The organism is Enterococcus sp. DIV0755f, from assembly GCF_051713725.1.
In the GTDB taxonomy this organism is placed as follows: domain Bacteria; phylum Bacillota; class Bacilli; order Lactobacillales; family Enterococcaceae; genus Enterococcus_D; species Enterococcus_D casseliflavus.
The window spans coordinates 453,754-472,933 of record NZ_JBIOQL010000001.1; the positions used below are offsets into that span (position 1 = coordinate 453,754).

The following is a 19,180-nucleotide window of genomic DNA, read 5'->3' on the forward strand; positions in this document are numbered from 1 at the left end:
CAATCCAATGAGAGAAAGGCGAGATAGCAATGAAACGCAAACACATTCTTTACCGTGATGTTGCCGATAAGCTCAAAGAAGACATCATGTCGGGTCGCTACCCGATTGGTTCATTTTTACCGACGGAAACAGAATTGGAAGCCACCTTCAATGTCAGCAAGATCACTGTCCGCAAAGCCATCGAATTGTTAGCGGCAGATGAGTATGTGGAAAAACGCAGCGGACGTGGGACGACGGTTTTAAGCAATCGCCCTTATAACAAGCTGTCAAAAGGCACGACGTTTAGCCAATTGCTTGAAAAGACTGGCAAGGAATACACGAAGAAAAACCTCAGCTATGAATTAGTCGAACTTGCGCCTGAGCACCCCGCGTATTCTTTGATGGGCAAAGAAGTCATGCGTTTACGTCGCATGTATTATTTTGACCACCAACCCTTTATTTACTATGAGTACCATTTGCCAAAGCAGCTAAAGGGTACCTCCATCGAGGTCTTTGAAGAAAAATCATTGTATCGCCTATTGGATGAACATCGAATGATCATCGATCGCTTTCAAGATGCGTTCGTGGCAACGACCTTGACCGAAGAGCAACAGAAGTTTATGATCACGCCAGAGGTCGCTGCCTTGAAACGAACCCGTTATTCATATGATCTACAAGGAGAAGTGGTAGAATATACAGAAGGGATCTATAACACCGCCTTGCATCCGTATATGATCGAGTTTGAAGCCTAGTCATTGATTAGGCTTTTTTAGCAAAAAGTGGTACCAAAATCAGAAGTGGAGCGTGAAAACTATGAGAAAAATCGCCTTTTTAGGAGCCGGTAACATGGCAAAAGCTATCATCAACGGCTTGATTGCAGCAAACCTGTATGAACCAGCAGAGATCCTGGTTTATAACCATCGCTACGAGCCGACTTTGGCACAATTAGAAAAAGAAACTGGGATCACTGGGACAACTAAGCTAGCAGATGTCACCGAAAAAGCGGAGATCCTCGTCTTAGCAGTTAAACCTTTTGTCTTTCCCCGCTTGCTTGCTGATTTAAAAGACGGCTTGACCAAGGAGCATTTGCTAGTATCTATTGCCGCGGGTGTGACGATCGCGCAAATGGAAGAAATCATCGGTGCGCACAAAATCGTGCGGGTCATGCCAAATACCCCTGCACTGGTGGGGGAAGGGATGTCTTCTATCAGTCCCAACGGTCAAGTGACGGAAGCCGAAGCCAACGAAGTCAAACAGTTTTTTGAAAGCCTGGGCAAAGCCGAGCAAGTACCAGAAAGCATGATTGATGCAGTCATTGGTGTCAGCGGTTCTTCACCAGCCTACACGTATTTGTTCATCGAAGCTTTAGCAGATGGAGCAGTGGCTGAAGGAATGCCGCGGCCGATGGCGTATGAATTTGCTGCTCAAGCGGTATTAGGCGCAGCGAAGATGGTACTAGAGACGAAGGAACACCCAGGTGTCTTAAAGGATCGTGTCAGCTCACCAGGGGGCACAACGATCCAAGCAGTTAAAACCTTAGAGGAAAATGGCTTTCGTGCGGCTGTCATCAAAGCAGTGCAAGCAGCTGCTGACAAAAGTCGGGAGATGTCTTGATCCCCAGTGAGTGAGGAAAAAATCTTAGCAAAACGAAGGAGCGTTTATGAAAGAACTTTTGATTTTTGATTTTGATGGATTGTTAGTCGATACTGAAAAAGTCTATTTTGATGGGTGGTTGGCGCTATTTAAAAAGTATGAGCTTCCGATTACAGCCGCTGATATTTTTGGTTGGCGTGGTCAAAGTTGGCAACAGACTGCCACTAAATTAGCCGACCTCGTAGGCGGTCAGCAGCGGGTGCAGGAATTACGAGCAGAACGAGAAGTCTATATTGCCCAGCAAATAACCGATGGCACCTTCAAAACCAAACCCTATGCGAAAGAAACTATCGCCTTGGCTCGTGAGAAAGGCTTCCAAACGGCATTAGCCACCTCGACGATGAAAAAAAGAGCCTCTGAACTGTTGACGCATTTCGATTTGTTGCAGGCCTTTGACTATCAGACCTTTGGCGATGACGTCTCCGCCCATAAGCCTGATCCAGCACCTTACTTGCTGACTTTAGAAAAAGCGCAAGTCGCAGCAGAAAAAGCTTTAGTCATGGAAGATTCTCTTGTGGGAGCAACAGCCGCGACGCGTGCGGGCATCGATGTCGTGCTGATTCCCGATCAAAGCTTTGATCAAGTCTATTCCCCAGAGGAAAAAGCAGATCTTCAGTTATATGGCGAAGCTACCTCATTGAAGTATGTGTATGAGTTATTGGCAAAGGATCAACTGAAATAATGCCTAAAAAAGCTTCCTTTTTCGTTGCAGAAAAAGGAAGCTTTTTTTGTATAGGAAAGGCCTGTAAAAAAACAGATCAAAGGATATGAGTGGTGTGTTTTTCGCCATCATGGTAAAGTTAAAGAAAGTTTAACAATAAGCGAAAAAAAACAAAAAGTAAAGGGGTTTCATTTTGACAAAAACGTCCATTTGTCAAAAGGACTTTTCTTGGTCGATCCTAGCCGTTGGCGGCAGGGGAAAAACATGGTAAATTATCCTTCGACGAAGAACTAGTGGGGGAAGAAAAAATGAATAAACTAAAGAATGTTTTCTATTTATATAAACTGGACTGGAAACGAATTTTCAGCAATCCAATCTCTGCATTTTTGATCATTGCCTTAATGATTTTACCCTCGCTTTATGCGTGGTTCAATATCAAAGCCCTCTGGGACCCATACGGCAACACCAGTGAATTGCCGATCGCCGTTTACAGTGCGGATAAAGGGGCAGAATTTCAAGACAAGCACATCGATATCGGTGATGAAGTCATCGACACCCTCCATAAAAACAAGCAGTTGGGCTGGCGCTTCTTGGATTCAAAAGAGGACTTAGTAGAAGGGGTCAAGTCAGGAAAGTATTACGCGGGTATTTACCTACCAGCGGATTTTTCAGATGATCTGATCAGCTTTACCAGTGGGAAAATCGAAAAACCGACCATCGAGTATTACAGCAACCAAAAAATCAATGCCATCGCACCAAAAATCACCGATAAAGGAGCCAGCAGCCTTCAAGAAGAGATCTCACAAAACTTTATTGAAACCGCCAGCTCCACGTTGATAAAAGTCTTCAATGAAATCGGCTATGACATTGATTCCAACTTAGTCAGCATCAACAAAGTCAAATCGATGATCTTAGACACCGATGACAATTTGGCTACGATCGATGGCTATACGAAAGAGATCGTCACCTTGCACGATAAGTTTCCAGAAATCAAAGAAAAGATCGCAAAAGCCGAAGAATTCACCGATTATATCCCACAAGTGGATGACATGGGGGAAAAACTGATCGGCTTAAACGATAAGCTGCCTGCATTGAAGAAAGAAGCCAGCATCATTTTGACCTTGCAAGAAAAGATCCCAGAAATCCAAAATGCTGGCAAACAATTGAAGATGATCGACGATGATTTCGATGACATTGCCAGCACCATGACGGACGGCATCGACACCGCCAAGCAAGGACTGCAAGTCATTGAACAAGTGCAAGCCGCGTTACCACAGATCGAACAACTAGGCGACCAAGCCGCCAGCTTCGCCACCGCGACCAAAGATGGGGCGCAACAATTGCAAGATGCCCTGCCAAGTATTTCTAGCAGTGTGAAGGTGACGATTGAGTCGATTCGTCAAGTGGCAACAACCACAGCAAAGTGGTCGCAAGCACTGAATGATTCAATCGATCAAGTTCAGTTGGACCAAGATCGAGAATCAATTTTACAAACGATTGATGGGTTGCAGCAAAGTATTCAGCAACAACAAAGTATGCTAGATGCCTTAATTGCATTTTTAGAAAATATTGAAGGCTCAGCTGAAAATGCCCAAATTCAAGGCGTGATTGGGCAGTTAACTGACATAAAAGGGCACTTGACGAATGTATCTGGATTGTTAACTAAGGTTAGAAGCGCTGTGCAAAGCGGTGATGTTAAGGCAGCTAAGCAATATCTTAGTGAAGTCACCGCAGCTGCTCAAAATGTTGCTAATCTTCTGGATCCTAATAGTTTTAATGTTGATGCCATTACTAAAACCATCAACGACATTCTAACCAAACTAATCGAAACCATCACCACCGCCGAAGATGTCTTGAAAAAAGCCCAAGAGATCGATTTTGACTCGTTGCTGTCTTCCACCAAATCAGTGGTCAGCAATGCCGTGACGATTTTGGAAAAATACCAAAAAGAATTGCCTGCCATCAAGCAAGAATTGCACGATGCCAATACGATGCTGAATGGTCACATGGATGAAATCGTCAATGCCATCAACAAAGGAGCCGACCTGTACAACAACGAATTGCCAGTGGTCGAAGAAAAATTAGGGTTGGCCGTAAACTTCTTGCAAAACGATTGGCCAACTATCAAATCAGAAATCAGCTCTACGATGGCAATGGTGGATGAAAAACTACCAGAAGTTGAAAAAGCCTTGGATGCGGCCGTTGATTTGATCAACAACGATTGGCCGAGCATCAAAGCTGGCATCCACAAAGCCGCTGATGCGATCCGAGCAGGAGAAAATGAAGTCGATCTTGGGGAAGTCATCAAATTATTGAAACTTGATGCCACCGATGAAGCCGACTTCTTCAAACAACCAGTGGAATTAAAAAGCAATGAAATCTATCCAATCGCCAACAATGGTTCAGCTAGCACACCGTTTTATACCGCATTGTGTTTGTGGGTAGGGGCATTATTGTTGTCAAGTGTCGCTACAACGGAGTATCATTTAGAGAAGAAAGACAAAAAACGCTTTACCCAACGTGAAACCTTTGTGGCACGAATGCTGACGTTCTTGACGATGGCAGTCGCCCAAAGTTTGATCGTGACCCTAGGAAATATGTTTTTATTAGGCGTTGATGTCCACAATCCAGTGTACAGTGTCTTCTTCGCATTACTCGTCGGACTCGCCTTTATGATGATCGTTTACGTACTGGCAGGACTGTTCGGCAACCTCGGGAAAGGGATCGCCATCATCATTTTGGTTCTCTCCATCTCAGGTGGGGGAGGAAACTACCCGATCCAAGTTTCTGGGAAGTTCTTCCAATTCATTAATCCGCTGCTGCCATTTACCCATGCAGTCAATCTGTTAAGAGAATCAGCTGGCGGGATCTATTGGCCAAATGCCGTACCACAATTGGTTATTTTAACGATTTTGTTCCTGGTCTTTGGGATCGTCGGTACCTACGCGTATCCTTATCTAGTCAACTCTACGAAGAAATTAAGCGACATTTCAAAAGAAAGTCATTTCTTCCACTAACATCGAAAAGCAGAAAGAGCATTTGTTCTTTCTGCTTTTGTGCCATCACGTGAAATTTCTAATAATCAAAAGAGGGAAAAAGGGCCGTTTTTTCATCTGATTTTCATTGACTTTTCGCGGTTACAAGAGTAGCATACAGTCTTGATAATTCAATATTTGTGAGGATATCGTTACAAGTTTAACGAAGGATTTTTTCATGAAAAGGAGTGTAGAAAAAGTGGAGTATTTGAAACGTTTGTTGGTCGGACGTCCATTGAAATCCGCAGAGAATGATGAACAAAAACTGAGCCGGACGGCGGCCCTTGCGTTGCTATCTTCTGATGCTTTGTCTTCGATTGCTTATGGGACAGAGCAGATCGTTGTCGTATTAGTGGCACTTTCCGCTGCTGCTATCTGGTATTCATTACCGATCGCTGCTTTTGTTATTATTCTTTTGATTTCATTGACCTTGTCTTACCGTCAGATCATTCATGCATACCCTCACGGTGGTGGGGCGTATGTAGTAAGTAGTGAAAATTTAGGGAAAAATGCGGGCCTGATTGCCGGCGGCTCACTGTTGATCGATTATATGCTGACAGTAGCAGTATCCGTCTCAGCAGGGGCGGAAGCCATCACTTCTGCTGTGCCAGCGTTGTTCGGCCATCAAGTGGCCATTTCTGTCGTGATCGTACTCTTGATCATGATGATGAATCTGCGAGGGCTGCGAGAATCAGCTAGCTTCTTGATGATTCCTGTCTACACCTTTATCGCAGTGATCACAGTCTTGATCGTGGTCGGCTTGTACAACATCGTAACTGGTGCGCAACCGTTGAATGCAACCGCACTGCCGGGAGCTGTGGTGCCTGGGGTATCCGTAGCCTTGATCTTACGGGCTTTCTCATCAGGTTCCTCTTCTTTGACGGGGGTCGAAGCGATCAGTAACGCGGTGCCATTTTTCAAAAAACCACGGGCGAAAAATGCAGCTGCGACCTTGACGATCATGGCTGCGATCTTAGGGTTCTTCTTCGTCGGTATCACTTTTATCAACTATTGGTACGGTATCGTACCAGAAGCAGAAGTGACCGTCCTATCTCAAATCGGCTCTGCTGTTTTTGGTCATGGGTTTATGTACTACGTTTTGCAATTTGCCACAGCGCTGATTTTAGCAGTTGCCGCAAATACTGGATTTTCCGCCTTCCCCGTGTTGGCGTATAACTTAGCCAAAGACAAATATATGCCACACATGTATCAAGACCGTGGGGATCGTCTCGGCTACTCAAACGGGATCATCACCTTAGCTGCTGGTTCCATCGTCCTATTGTTTATCTTCCAAGGATCGACCGAGCGTTTGATTCCGTTGTATTCCATCGGGGTATTCATTCCTTTTGCACTATCCCAAAGCGGAATGGTCGTCAAATGGAAAAAAGAAGGCAAAGGCTGGTTCTTTAAATCGATCGCCAACATCATTGGGGCTTTGATTTCTTTTGCGATCATTGCCATCTTGTTCGTGTATCGCTTAGGCGATATTTGGCCATTTTTCATTATCATGCCGATCCTCTTGTATATCTTTTACAAGATCCATGATCATTATAAAAAAGTCGCAGAACAGCTGCGATTGGAAAAACAAGAAGCACTGCATGTCTATGAAGGAAATACCGTGATCGTTCTCGTCGGAAATGTTACCCGAGTAAATATCGGCGCATTGAACTATGCCCAATCGATTGGTGATTATGTCGTGGCGATGCACGTCTCGTTGGATGAAGATGTGAAGAAAGAAAAAGAGATCGAACAAGAATTTAAGCAAAAATTCCCAGACGTGCGTTTCTCCGTCGTTCATTCTTCGTATCGTTCGATTGAAAATCCCATCTTGCGTTATGTGGATCTAGTCAGCCGCAATGCAGCCAAACACAATTACACAACGACCGTCATCATTCCACAGTTTGTCCCAAGACGTCGCTGGCAAAATATTTTGCACAACCAAACAAGCCTGCGCTTGCGTTTCAGACTCTCTTGGCGTGAGAACATCATTGTAAGTACGTACAGTTACCATTTGAAGAAATAACAAAAACGCTAGTTTAGCGACCTGATTCCCAAAAGAAATGTTTGGGTCAGCCGCTAAGACTAGCGTTTTTTTTTTAGCTATAAAACATTTTCAGTTTGATATCCTGATCGTAATTCCCAAACCCCTTGCCAAAGAGGGTACAACCGCCGACATGCTCGGCATCTTCTTTGACTTCCACTTTTAAGTGCCACGTATCTTCGTAGGCAGGTATATCCTTGATCGTAATGTCGGAAAGAGGAACACCTTCCATGTAGGTTCCGTGATCCATGATGCGGATCGTCTTCAATAACCCGTACTGATTGAGATTGTCTGGATACCAATCCGGTGTATACTTGCCGCGAATATCTGCAAAATCCCCTGGGCTAGTCCATGTACCAAGCTCCACACCATTTAAGCTGAAGGTGATGTCTGACGGCCAGTTGTTATTGGAAAAAGGAAATTCAGACGAAACTTCCATTGAAATCTCCATCATTTCCAGTTTTTCTTCTCTTGCTAAGAAGTTTGGCGATTGGTATTCAACAAATCCTTTCGTAAACCACAAGATGCGGGCATCCATTCGTCGGGGATCCATGAAAAACTTCGGTTCATCCACCATTCCCACAAAATCAGCTGAAGTAGCAAGCCCGCACGTTGGTTCTACCGAATAATTTGTATAATGACCGATCGGTATCGCCGTTTCTTTTGTATCAAAGGCATTAAAGATTTTCTCAGGAAAGTTGATATCGATATGATCCACTCTTAAACTGGAAATCTTTTTTTGCCCCACACGCTCTGTTTTGATGATTTTGGCTTCTTCTAATTTTTTGATATGCATCGTAATGATGGCGCTGCTTAAGCCCAACTCCTGTGCCAACTCTTTGACATTCATCTTGTTTTTAGCCAGCAATTGAATGATTTTGATTCGCACGTTACTGGCAAGTGCCTCATAGACAGGCAATGCTTCTTGATTGATTTCTAATTGCATCGTGTCACCTCCGCTTAAACTGTTTGATTTACTTGAATGTTAACATATTTGCTAATTTGTGTAAATAGCGTTGTTTATTTCGCTAGTTATTAATATATTTATTAATTAATATAGATATTATCCTAAATAAATTAATCAAAATATTGTTGACAGCGATTACAAATCAAGTTATGATTTATTTGTAAATTGAAAGTGTTTGCAAACATCAATTTCTATGTTTTGTTTTTGTGAATTGTTTATAGGCTTCTTTATAGGAAATATCTTAGGTGTTAGGAATTATTATGAGCAGTTAGTAAGGTCTTTTTTAAGAGATGTCAATGAACAAATGTGATAACGTACCTGCAAATATCTATAAAACTTGAGAGGATGGAAAAGATGAACATCAAAAAGGTTATTTTTTCGGGAGCAGTTCTAGGTTTAAGTAGTTTGGTATTAGGGGCCTGCGGAAACAGTAATAATAGTTCAGGTGATGATAGCGGAAGTAAAGAAATTACGTTTATGTTTCGAGGCGGCGAGGACGAGAAGAAAGCCTATGAAACAGCAATTAAACAATTTGAGGAAGAAAATGATGTAAGCGTTAAGATTATCGCCACAGATGCTGATCAATATGCAACAAAGCTGCAAGCGGCAATCTCAGGCGGTAATATGCCCGATGTTTTCTATGTAGAACAAAGCAATCTAATGGCTTACGTTGATAATGGTGTTTTGCTAGATATTACGGATGAAATTGAGAATTCAGATTTTGATCTTTCAAACATTTGGGAATATGGGGTAAACAGTTATCGGTATGATGGTGAAAAAGTTGGTAGCGGTGCTTTGTATGGATTACCAAAAGATGTTGGACCATTTGCTTTAGGATATAACAAAGACATGTTTAAAGAAGCTGGTATTGATTTGCCAGATACAGATACGCCTTATACATGGGATGAATTCGTTGAAGTATCTAAACAGTTGACGAAGGATTCTGATGGAGATGGAAATCTTGACCAATGGGCAACAGGATTTAACGTAAACTGGAGTTTACAAGCTTTTGTTTGGAGTAACGGAGCAGATTGGATCAACGAAGCCAAAGATACCGTTACAGTCGATACACCAGAATTTGCGGAAGCATTGCAATGGTTTGCGGATCTGCAAAATGTGCATGAACTCACCCCTTCAATTTCTGATGCCCAAACATTGGATACGTATCAAAGATGGATGAATGGTGAGATTGCTTTCTTCCCTGTAGGACCTTGGGATATGAGTACGTATGCAGGATTAGATTTTGAGTATGACTTGATGCCTTGGCCAGCAGGCTCTACAGGCGAATCAGCAACGTATATCGGTTCTTTAGGAATTGGTGTTGCCAGCAAAACCAAACATCCAGAAGAAGCAGTGAAATTAGTTGAGTATTTAAGTGCATCTGAAGAAGGACAACAACAATTAGTAGACGCACAGATTCAAATTCCTAACCTGATTGATATGGCTGAAGAATGGGCTTCTGATACGGACAGTGTACCTAATAATAAACAAGAATTTATTGACATCGTCCAAGATTATGGTCGCGCTTTGCCAGTAGCAACAACCTACAATGCAGAATGGTACGATGAATTCTTTATCAATATCCAACCTGTGTTAGATGGAGATCAAACGGCAGCGGATTATTTAAAAGAAGTTCAACCTAAGATGCAAGAAAAACTAGACTCAGCGATTCGCCAACAAGAAACAGCAAGATAGACTCACTGGGGTCACATATCTATGTGACCCCAAAGATTTTTATGGAGGGACGCGTAATGGAACAAGTGGAAATAAAAAAAACAAAAAATAAAAATAGTCTTTATGCAAAAGAGCACAAAGTTGCTTTCTTGTTCGTTCTACTTCCAGTTTTAGGATTTATTTTGTTTTCATTGATACCTTTGGGCTATTCGGTTTATGCTGCCTTTACAGATTGGAACGGTCTAGGGCAAATGAATTTTATCGGTTTTGAGAACTTTCAGAAGCTTTTTAGAGATGAGTACTTCTATAAGACGATGTTTAATACCGTCTTTTTGATGTTAGGGATCCCAATCGGTTTGATTTTGTCATTTATGCTGGCATCAGCACTGAGCAGAGGAATTAAAGGAACGACGATTTTCCGAACGATCTATTATATTCCAGTTATCTCATCATTAGCAGCCATTTCGATTTTGTGGCAATGGGCTTACAATGGTGATTTTGGTTTAGTCAATCAGGTCTTGGATATCTTCGGTATCAGCGGCCCTAACTGGTTGCAAAACCCATCAACAGTCAAACCGGCAATTATTATTATGTCTGTTTGGAAGGGATTGGGCTATTCTATGCTCTTGTACTTGGCAGCGATTCAAAGTGTACCAAAAACCTTTTATGAAGCAGCAGAATTAGATGGTGCTTCTTCTTTTCAAAAGTTTCGCAATATCACTTGGCCGATGGTTAGACCAGTCACTTTCTTTTTAGTCGTTACGAATATTATCGGCGGCTCACAAATCTTTACGGAAATAAACATTATGACACCAACTGGCGGACCACAATATAGCAGTGCTACGGTCGTTTGGTATATCTGGCAAAAAGCTTTCAGAAATTGGCAAATGGGTTATGCAAGCAGTATGGCGTTGATTCTAGCAGTATTGGTTTTTGTGATAACAGCATTCCAATTCTATATGAACAATCGTTCAAGCTATAAATTAGATTAGGAGGGAAAAGAATGAAAAAACTGAAAGTAAGCAACGTACTCATTATTTTAATTCTCTCCCTTGGAGCAGTTATTATGGTGGGGCCGTTACTTTGGATGATCTCAACATCGCTAAAAGACCGAGCTGGCGTCTTCCAGCTGCCACCTCAATGGATTCCAGACCCAGTACAATTTGATGCGTACAAACGTTTATCTGAGCTGGACACTTTGTTCTCAGGAATTAAAAATACAGTGATCGTTTCACTTTCTGTGACTGTTGTAGGTACTCTGACATCCAGTTTAGCCGCCTTCTCATTTGCCAAATTACGGATGCCGCATAAAGATGCGCTATTTCTAATCCTTTTAGCCGCTTTGATGATTCCTTATCCAGCGGTGATGATCCCGCAATTTATGATGTTTTCCCAAATTGGCTGGGTTGATACGTTATTACCATTGATCATCCCAGGAATGTTTGGAAATATCACGATGATTTTCTTTTTACGACAATATTTATCTAATATTCCTGATTCGATCGTTGAGGCGGCGAAAATTGATGGTGCGGGCTATTTACAAACCTTTATCCAATTGATTTTTCCGTTGATTCGTCCAGCGGTTGCTGCTCAATTTATTTTATGGTTTATGGGCGCTTGGAATGACTACTTAGCACCCTTGATCTACTTGAATAGTCCAGAAAAACAAACATTGCAAGTAGTGATCGCAAACTTAAATGCCGCCTATGCAATTCAAACGGATTATCCGTTGATTATGGCAGCTTCCGTTGTTTCATTACTTCCGGTTTTGATCGTATTTATTATTTTCCAAAAGCAAATTATTGAATCAGTTGCACTTTCTGGAATGAAAGGGTGAGTAGATGTTTCTAAAAGCAATGAACTGGCTAAATGCATTGGTACTTCTGATAGAACTAAATATTTTGTGGCTTCTAGGTATTTTAGCTGGTTTTTTTGTGGTCGGCTTTGTTCCCAGTACTGTTGCTGTCTTAACCATTCTAAATAAAGAGGATCTATTTACAGGCTATTACTCTTATATAGAAGTATTGACTTTATTTTGGAAAAACTATGTGTCAGCCATTCGCTTATACAAATGGCGGGTCTTTATATTTCCACTTATTCTAGGCATTCTCTATTTGGAATTGCTGATTGTGCAGCAAAGTGATCTAATGAGAGCATTTTTCCAATGGCCACTTTTGTTTTTGTTCAGTTATGTGATTTTAGTATTGATCAATTTATCCTTAGTCACTCGATTGAGTAAAGATAAGTGGCGGAAAAAAGCCGTTTTTTCATTGACGAGTCCATTCTTGTTACCAAAAGAATCGCTTCTTTGTCTTTTGATGGTTCTCACATTTTCAATTGTTAGCATGGCGTATCATTGGTTCTTTTTTGTCGCAATTTCAATCTTTTTGTACAGTGCCAGCAAGTGCTTGTTGTCAGGCTATAGCAAGAAAGGATTGTTAAAATCATGATCAAAAAATTTCTTTTCTCGTGTGTTCCTCTAATGGTTCTTTTATCTGGCTGTACTGCTTCTGCAGTTGAAGAAGTCTTGTCCCCTCCTGAGTTTGCCGATGTTAGTGTCCATGACCCATCGGTGATCAAAGCGGATGATACGTTTTATATTATTGGATCACATATGCAATTTGCCAAGTCTCAGGATTTGATGAAGTGGGAGCAGATATCTAATTCAGTATCTGAAGATACACTATTTGAGAATATTCGAGAAGAATTGGCAGAAGAGTTTGAGTACGCACAGACAGATACTTTATGGGCTAGTGATATCCAACAGTTTAAGAATGGAAAATACTATTTGTACTATTGTTTGTGTCAAGGAACTTCACCGCTCTCCGTAATGGGAGTGGCGGTATCTGACTCTATTGAAGGTCCTTATGAAAAAGTCGAATCTTTTCTTTATTCAGGAACCTCTCCGCAGTTTGGTGAAGCGTACAATGCAGCGATTCATCCAAATGCGATCGATCCTCATGTTTTTTATGACAATGAAGGAAAATTATGGATGGTCTATGGATCATACTCAGGTGGGATTTTTATCCTAGAAATGGATGATGAAACGGGTTTGCCTAAAGATCGCAATTCATACGGAACACATTTGATGGGCGGAAATCACAGTCGCATCGAAGCACCATACATTCAGTATAATCAAGAAAATGGCTACTATTACTTGTTCACTTCATTTGGTGGGCTAGATGCAGACGGTGGATACAACCTTCGAGTCGCGCGGTCAAAGAATCCCGATGGTCCTTATGAAGACAGCCAAGGAAATCCAATGGCTGAGGTCAAAGGAAAATTTGGAACGGTTTTTGATGACGCAAGTATTCAAGACTTCGGAACTAAAATTATGGGGAACTTCCTATATACCGAAAATACGAGCAATGAAGGGGTTGGCTATGTTTCGCCAGGTCACAACTCGACCTATTATGATGAAGAAACCAATCAATATTACTTGATTTTCCATACACGTTTTCCAAATAGCGGAGAATACCATTCTGTGAGAGTCCATCAAATGTTTTTCACAGAAGCAGGCTGGCCGGTTGTTTCTCCATTGAGATACAGCGAAGAAACGATTGCTGACTATACAAAGAATCAAGTTACGGGTGCCTATACGCTGATTTCCTTTGACAAGTTTTTAACGGATGATTTGAAAGAACCACAGGAAATTACAGTTGAAAAAAATGGCACGATCAAAGGTGATCGCACTGGAACATGGGAACTAGCAGAAAAGAATAGTCAAGAAGATTCAAGTGTGGTTATCGATGACACTGTTTATAAAGGGAAGTTTCTTTCCGGCTGGGATGAAAATCAGCAAAAGCAAGTAATGACATTTACAGGTACCTCAGAAGCAGGAGTACCATTATTTATTGTTAGGAATGAGGAGTAAGGTATGGAAAAAGCAAATGCAGAGACAATACAAAATCCAATTGTGTACGAACGAGCAGACCCTTGGGTATATTTACATTCCGATGGTTACTATTATTTTACAGGTTCAGTTCCTGGGTATCAGTCGATTGAACTTAGACGAGCGAAAAGCCTCAATGAACTGGAAGATGCGGAAAGAAAGACAGTATGGCAGGCACATGAGTCGGGACCAATGAGTGAATTGATTTGGGCGCCAGAAATTCATTTTATCGCTGATAAGTGGTATATCTATTTTGCCGCGAGTGATAATGAAGAGATTAGAAATGAAAATCATCATCATCGAATGTTCGTGATCGAAAATAATGCAAGTGACCCTTTTGAAGGGGAATGGGAAGAAAAAGGACAGGTCATCACGCAATTTGAAAGTTTTAGTTTGGATGCAACGGTGTTTGAACATCAGGAGAAACTTTATTATGTTTGGGCGCAACAAGATCCAAGAATTCCAGGAAACTCTAATCTTTATCTATCAGAAATGGAAAATCCATGGACACTAAAAGGGAAGCAGCTTTTACTATCGATCCCTGAATACCCTTGGGAACAGATTGGTTTCATGGTGAATGAGGGACCAGCCGTGCTTAAGCGAAATGGTAAGATTTTTATCACTTATTCTGGCAGTGCTACAGATGAAAATTACGCTATGGGATTATTGTGGACAGACGAAAATAGTGATTTATTGAATGGATTTTCTTGGCACAAATCCCAAGAGCCAGTCTTTCAAACGTCAGAACGGAATTCTCAATATGGACCCGGGCATAACTCTTTTACAAAAGGGGCAGATGGTGAGGACATTTTAGTTTATCATGCAAGACCAGAAAAAAATCAGGCAGGCGATCCTCTGGCAAACCCGAATCGACATGCAGTTGCACAACCATTCACTTGGGATGAAAAAGGATTCCCAGTTTTTGGCGAGCCGGTCGCAAACAATAAATTAGAGATGAAGGTGAACTGATTGACGATCAACATTCAAAACACAAAATCAGGAACAACGATCAGTAAATATATCTACGGTCATTTTGCAGAGCATCTAGGCCGTTGTATCTATGAAGGATTATACGTTGGAGAAGATTCGCAGATCCCAAATAAAAATGGGATGCGGATCGATGTGGTTGAAGCACTGAAAAACATTCAAATCCCTGTGCTGCGTTGGCCAGGCGGCTGCTTCGCCGATGAATACCATTGGAAAGACGGGATTGGTCCTAAAGAAAACCGCAAAACGATGGTCAACACTCACTGGGGCGGCGTGACTGAAAACAATCATTTCGGGACCCATGAATTTTTTGAATTGATCAAGCAGCTGGAATGTGACGCGTATGTCAACGGCAATGTCGGCAGTGGAACGGTGCAAGAAATGTCGGAATGGGTGGAATACATCACGATGGATGGCATTTCTCCGATGGCTGATCTTCGCAGAGAAAATGGCCATGAAGATGCGTGGGAAATGAAATTCTTTGGCGTAGGAAACGAAAACTGGGGCTGCGGCGGCAATATGCGGCCAGAGTACTATGCGGATCTGTATCGCCGCTATCAAACCTATGTCCGCCAATACGGTGACAAAAAAATCTACAAAGTTGCTGGCGGAGCGAATGTCGCAGACTATCATTGGACAGAAACGCTGATGAAAAACGCCCATTGGTTGATGGACGGCCTAAGCTTGCACTACTACGTTCATCCGCAGGGCTGGGAAGAAAAAGGGAGCGCCTTGGAATTTGATGAGGCAGAGTGGCAAGTGACCTGTGAAAAAGCAGCCTACATGGATGAATTATTGACCCGCCACAGCGCGATCATGGACCAGTATGACCCAGAACAGCGTGTGGGAATCATTGTTGATGAATGGGGCACTTGGTTCTCAGCAGAACCTGGGACGAATCCAGGCTTCTTATACCAACAAAATACGATTCGTGATGCCATGGTCGCAGCGATCACCTTGAATATTTTCCATAAACATGCCAAGCGAGTGCATATGGCAAATATCGCACAAACCGTCAACGTCCTGCAGGCGATGATTTTGACAGATGGCGAACAAATGGTGAAAACCCCAAGCTATCATGTCTTTGATTTGTACAAAGTCCATCAAGATGCTGAAACCATTGATAGCCATGGAACTAGCAGTGATACCATTACGTATACGATTTCGAAAAAAGAGGATGCGATCCATCTATCGGTTTGTAATTTTGCTACCCAAGGCACGGAAGAATTAACCTTCTCCCTGGAAACAGCGATCAATGAAGTGAAAGAAGCTCGTTATATCGTGGGGGACAAAATGAACGCACACAATGATTTTGATCATCCTGAAGATGTGGTGATCCAAGACTTCACCGCTTACGATGTTGAAGAGAACAAAGTCAGCTTGCGGGTGCCAGCAATGAGTGTTCTAACGATCTCATTGACAGTCTGATCCCATGACTTGTAAAGGATGCGAAGTGAAAGATGCTGCTGCAGCAGCACAGGAAGACATTGAATCCTTGATTGCAGAACAACTTTCTTTAGAAAGCGACTTGGCTTCGCCGGAGATCGTCAGTAGGAGAATCGCTGTTTGTGAGACTTGTCCATTGCGATTGAATCATACCTGTACCAAATGCGGCTGCTTTTATCGGTTTCGCGCAAATTTAGCTAAGAAAAACTGTCCTGCAGGAATGTGGGAACAAACAGGACAGCTCGTCAAGTAGCTGTCCTGTTTTTATAAAATAGAATAAATCAATTAGGAGATGAGGGAAGACATGACAGCGATCAATGGGGTTCATGATCCTACGATTATTGAACATGAAGGTACCTTTTATTTATATTCAACAGACACACAACAGCCCAAAACGGCTGGTGTACCAATTCGTCGTTCAAAAGATTTGATCCATTGGCAATTTGAGAAACAGGCATTGTCAGAAATGCCTGAACCAGCAGTAAAATGGAGCAAAGCTCAAGGACTATGGGCACCGGAAGTTATCCGCTACAAGGACGAATTCCGTATGTATTATTCTGCTTCGACATTCGGCAGTACCACTTCTTTTATCGGCTTAGCTACAGCATCAGATCCTTTGGGCCCTTGGGAAGATCAAGGAGAGGTTGTTAAAACCAATGCAACTCTTGCACAGCATAACGCGATCGATGCCAATATTGTTTTTGACCGCTCGGGTGAGCAGTGGTTTGTCTATGGTTCTTTTTTTGGCGGAATCTATATTGCTCCATTGAACAAAGAAACTGGAAAACTTCAAGAAAAGAGTTATGGCCAACGGATTGCTTTTCGTCCGAAAACAGTTGATACTGCTATTGAAGGCCCATTTATCTATTATCATCCTGAAACCGATTATTATTATTTGTTTGTTTCTTTCGACTCCCTTAACGATTCGTATAACATCCGTGTCGCCCGAGCAAAAGAAATTACAGGGCCATATCTGGACTGGCATGGTACGGCCATGACGGATCAAGAAAAGACGCCAACCGAAGTAGGGACTAAACTGTTAGGCAGTTATCAGTTCTCAGAAGAACCAGTTGTATACGCTCCTGGTCATAACTCGATCTTTACGCAATCCAATAAAGAAAGCTTCGTTGTGCATCATGCACGGAGAAAACCATTCAGTGACCAATTCCATTTACAAATACGTAAACTCTATTGGCTGGAATCAGGCTGGCCAGTAATCTCTGCTTCAATCTATCAAGGAAGTGTTTCACGAATGCCAGAGCAGGAAACTCTGTTAGGGAAGTGGGAAATCATCCAATTTGATCATGAATCTCAAGTTATATCTTCTCAACTGCAAGAAATAACAGCATTAAAAAAAGAAGGACGAAGTTACTTGTGGGGAGAAAACGAATTTGTCCCATATTATGAGTACATCGACCAAAAAGAAAGGTTGTTTTTCTCTGGAATCAATGATCAAGGCGTTGCGTTTCTTGGTCGAAAAGTGTACGAAGAATAAAAAAATAATCAGCACAATGAGTAGGTTACATTGTGCTGATTATAAACGTATGCTGCTGCCCTTTTTACTAAATACTGCCTTTTAATAATCTGACACCATGAGTAGGAACCTCAGCATCGGCAATTGTTTGTTCTTTTTGTTGCCATAACTCAGTGCCGCTTTTAATTGGTAGGAAAGCAGCGATCGATTTTGGGATGGTTTGCGTTTGATCAGAAACATTGAAAATGGCATAGTAGACGGCTGTGTCGCTCAACGCCTCCCAAATGATCCACTCTTGATCACGATAGAACTCTTTTTTCGTATGGATTCTTCGATATATTTCTAAGACTTCAGTATTCGTCAATAAACGTAACGTAAAGGGATCGATGTCTGGTAAAGTACCACCGAACATCAATGGAGATTGGAAGATCGTCCATAAACTCATCAATAAGTATTGCTCGTCTTCCGTAAAACGTGTCCAGCTATCACCACCGCCACCATCAACTGCCCGAATGCCGATATGACCCAACGGCAGCATATCACAGTCAGGCCAGTTACCTGGACGGACGAAAGGTGCCCACTCTGCTGCTCGGTCAAACATGGCGTAAAGGGCGTCCCAATGATCCCAAAAGTCATCCGTCAAGCGCCACATATTGGCATGATTTTGAAAGAAACTACCATTTTTGAGGGCAGCTGGTCCGGGAGACAAAGAAAGGACGATCTCTCGACCCGATCGATCGATCGCACGGCGAATCGCTTTGATTTCTGCTTTATGGGCATCACCGTAAATTTTCGAATCGCCGATATCATCCACCTTTATAAAGTCAACACCCCAAGAAGCATATAATTCGAGCAAAGAATCATAATAAAGCTGTCCTTCAGGCAATGAAACATCGACCCCATACATATCGGAATTCCAAGGGCAGATTGAATTCATAGCAATGTCCCGTGCCCGTTTATCTGTTCCTTTGATCGGCGTATTTTGATGAACTGCTTGTCGTGGAATGCCGCGCATGATATGGATACCAAACTTCAGCCCTTTTTGATGCAGATAGTCACCAAGTTTTTTGAAACCAGCGCCATCTTTTGCTGAAGGGAAACGGTTCTCAGCAGGAATCAAGCGAGAATAGTCGTCCATACACAACGGATAAAAATCATTGTACCTTGTAGACTTTGCTTCTGGTTCGCTCCATTGAATATCCACGACGACGTACTCCCAACCATAAGCTTTCAAATGCTCTGCCATAAAATCTGCATGGGCGATCACTTCTGCTTCGGTTACAGAAGCGCCATAGCAGTCCCAAGAATTCCATCCCATTGGGGGTGTTTGTGCAAAATGTAAAAAAGACATTGATTTCCTCCTAGTACGTT

At 42.2% G+C, this 19,180-nt stretch carries 16 protein-coding genes; 14 read left to right on the forward strand and 2 right to left on the reverse strand.

The window, feature by feature from the left end; translation table 11 throughout:
• Positions 1-29: 29 nt before the first annotated feature.
• From IGI73_RS02125 to IGI73_RS02145, 5 genes are all read left to right on the forward strand, one after another.
• Positions 30-731 (forward strand): GntR family transcriptional regulator, encoded by a 702-nt coding sequence (locus IGI73_RS02125; protein WP_005232219.1) that lies wholly within the window; start codon positions 30-32, stop codon positions 729-731.
• 61 nt (positions 732-792) lie between these two features.
• Positions 793-1,593: a pyrroline-5-carboxylate reductase gene (gene proC / locus IGI73_RS02130; RefSeq protein WP_438759024.1), complete on the forward strand. Its 801-nt coding sequence runs from the start codon at positions 793-795 to the stop codon at positions 1,591-1,593.
• 46 nt (positions 1,594-1,639) lie between these two features.
• Positions 1,640-2,314: an HAD family hydrolase gene (locus IGI73_RS02135; RefSeq protein ID WP_159161055.1), complete on the forward strand. Its 675-nt coding sequence runs from the start codon at positions 1,640-1,642 to the stop codon at positions 2,312-2,314.
• Positions 2,315-2,601: 287 nt separating this feature from the next.
• Positions 2,602-5,310: a YhgE/Pip family protein gene (locus IGI73_RS02140; protein WP_428206863.1), complete on the forward strand. Its 2,709-nt coding sequence runs from the start codon at positions 2,602-2,604 to the stop codon at positions 5,308-5,310.
• Positions 5,311-5,527: 217 nt separating this feature from the next.
• A complete protein-coding gene (locus IGI73_RS02145) occupies positions 5,528-7,351 on the forward strand; it encodes an APC family permease (protein WP_005227281.1) in 1,824 nt (607 codons plus the stop codon).
• Positions 7,352-7,424: 73 nt separating this feature from the next.
• Here IGI73_RS02145 and IGI73_RS02150 read toward each other — a convergent pair whose 3' ends face one another.
• Complete coding sequence (locus tag IGI73_RS02150) at positions 7,425-8,315, reverse strand: ArsR/SmtB family transcription factor (protein ID WP_005227282.1); 891 nt, start codon at positions 8,313-8,315, stop codon at positions 7,425-7,427.
• Between the two features lie 375 nt (positions 8,316-8,690).
• Here IGI73_RS02150 and IGI73_RS02155 point away from each other — a divergent pair, with 375 nt between their 5' ends.
• The 9 genes from IGI73_RS02155 to IGI73_RS02195 are packed head-to-tail and all read left to right on the forward strand — an operon-like array spanning position 8,691 to position 17,830.
• The gene (locus tag IGI73_RS02155; protein WP_015508887.1) at positions 8,691-10,031 is read left to right on the forward strand and encodes an ABC transporter substrate-binding protein; all 1,341 of its coding nucleotides are present in this window, start codon (positions 8,691-8,693) and stop codon (positions 10,029-10,031) included.
• Between the two features lie 56 nt (positions 10,032-10,087).
• Positions 10,088-11,002 (forward strand): carbohydrate ABC transporter permease, encoded by a 915-nt coding sequence (locus tag IGI73_RS02160; RefSeq protein WP_015508888.1) that lies wholly within the window; start codon positions 10,088-10,090, stop codon positions 11,000-11,002.
• Positions 11,003-11,013: 11 nt separating this feature from the next.
• Positions 11,014-11,847 carry a carbohydrate ABC transporter permease gene (locus IGI73_RS02165; RefSeq protein ID WP_428206861.1) on the forward strand — a complete coding sequence of 278 codons (834 nt, stop codon included), beginning with the start codon at positions 11,014-11,016 and terminating at the stop codon, positions 11,845-11,847.
• Positions 11,848-11,851: 4 nt separating this feature from the next.
• Positions 11,852-12,460, forward strand: a complete 609-nt coding sequence (locus IGI73_RS02170; protein WP_061053696.1) for a DUF624 domain-containing protein — start codon at positions 11,852-11,854, stop codon at positions 12,458-12,460.
• A complete protein-coding gene (locus tag IGI73_RS02175; protein WP_015508890.1) occupies positions 12,457-13,884 on the forward strand; it encodes a glycoside hydrolase family 43 protein in 1,428 nt (475 codons plus the stop codon). The genes IGI73_RS02170 and IGI73_RS02175 overlap by 4 nt, the downstream gene beginning before the upstream one ends.
• 3 nt (positions 13,885-13,887) lie before the next feature.
• A complete protein-coding gene (locus IGI73_RS02180; RefSeq protein WP_428206859.1) occupies positions 13,888-14,871 on the forward strand; it encodes a glycoside hydrolase family 43 protein in 984 nt (327 codons plus the stop codon).
• The gene (locus IGI73_RS02185; protein WP_375819049.1) at positions 14,872-16,317 is read left to right on the forward strand and encodes an alpha-N-arabinofuranosidase; all 1,446 of its coding nucleotides are present in this window, start codon (positions 14,872-14,874) and stop codon (positions 16,315-16,317) included.
• Between the two features lie 4 nt (positions 16,318-16,321).
• Positions 16,322-16,588 (forward strand): DUF6171 family protein, encoded by a 267-nt coding sequence (locus IGI73_RS02190; RefSeq protein WP_005227303.1) that lies wholly within the window; start codon positions 16,322-16,324, stop codon positions 16,586-16,588.
• A gap of 51 nt (positions 16,589-16,639) precedes the next feature.
• Positions 16,640-17,830, forward strand: a complete 1,191-nt coding sequence (locus IGI73_RS02195; protein WP_428206858.1) for an arabinan endo-1,5-alpha-L-arabinosidase — start codon at positions 16,640-16,642, stop codon at positions 17,828-17,830.
• A gap of 67 nt (positions 17,831-17,897) precedes the next feature.
• Here the strand turns inward: IGI73_RS02195 and IGI73_RS02200 are convergent, their stop codons facing one another.
• The gene (locus tag IGI73_RS02200) at positions 17,898-19,160 is read right to left on the reverse strand and encodes a glycoside hydrolase family 27 protein (protein ID WP_438759025.1); all 1,263 of its coding nucleotides are present in this window, start codon (positions 19,158-19,160) and stop codon (positions 17,898-17,900) included.
• Positions 19,161-19,180 lie beyond the last annotated feature (20 nt).

What these genes read in the sequence shown, in the direction of transcription:
- IGI73_RS02125 (WP_005232219.1), top strand. Translation starts at nt 30, where the DNA reads ATGAAACGCAAACACATTCTTTACCGTGATGTTGCCGATAAGCTCAAA.
- proC (WP_438759024.1), top strand. Translation starts at nt 793, where the DNA reads ATGAGAAAAATCGCCTTTTTAGGAGCCGGTAACATGGCAAAAGCTATC.
- IGI73_RS02135 (WP_159161055.1), top strand. Translation starts at nt 1,640, where the DNA reads ATGAAAGAACTTTTGATTTTTGATTTTGATGGATTGTTAGTCGATACT.
- IGI73_RS02140 (WP_428206863.1), top strand. Translation starts at nt 2,602, where the DNA reads ATGAATAAACTAAAGAATGTTTTCTATTTATATAAACTGGACTGGAAA.
- IGI73_RS02150 (WP_005227282.1), bottom strand. Translation starts at nt 8,315, where the DNA reads ATGCAATTAGAAATCAATCAAGAAGCATTGCCTGTCTATGAGGCACTT.
- IGI73_RS02155 (WP_015508887.1), top strand. Translation starts at nt 8,691, where the DNA reads ATGAACATCAAAAAGGTTATTTTTTCGGGAGCAGTTCTAGGTTTAAGT.
- IGI73_RS02160 (WP_015508888.1), top strand. Translation starts at nt 10,088, where the DNA reads ATGGAACAAGTGGAAATAAAAAAAACAAAAAATAAAAATAGTCTTTAT.
- IGI73_RS02165 (WP_428206861.1), top strand. Translation starts at nt 11,014, where the DNA reads ATGAAAAAACTGAAAGTAAGCAACGTACTCATTATTTTAATTCTCTCC.
- IGI73_RS02170 (WP_061053696.1), top strand. Translation starts at nt 11,852, where the DNA reads ATGTTTCTAAAAGCAATGAACTGGCTAAATGCATTGGTACTTCTGATA.
- IGI73_RS02175 (WP_015508890.1), top strand. Translation starts at nt 12,457, where the DNA reads ATGATCAAAAAATTTCTTTTCTCGTGTGTTCCTCTAATGGTTCTTTTA.
- IGI73_RS02180 (WP_428206859.1), top strand. Translation starts at nt 13,888, where the DNA reads ATGGAAAAAGCAAATGCAGAGACAATACAAAATCCAATTGTGTACGAA.
- IGI73_RS02190 (WP_005227303.1), top strand. Translation starts at nt 16,322, where the DNA reads ATGACTTGTAAAGGATGCGAAGTGAAAGATGCTGCTGCAGCAGCACAG.
- IGI73_RS02195 (WP_428206858.1), top strand. Translation starts at nt 16,640, where the DNA reads ATGACAGCGATCAATGGGGTTCATGATCCTACGATTATTGAACATGAA.
- IGI73_RS02200 (WP_438759025.1), bottom strand. Translation starts at nt 19,160, where the DNA reads ATGTCTTTTTTACATTTTGCACAAACACCCCCAATGGGATGGAATTCT.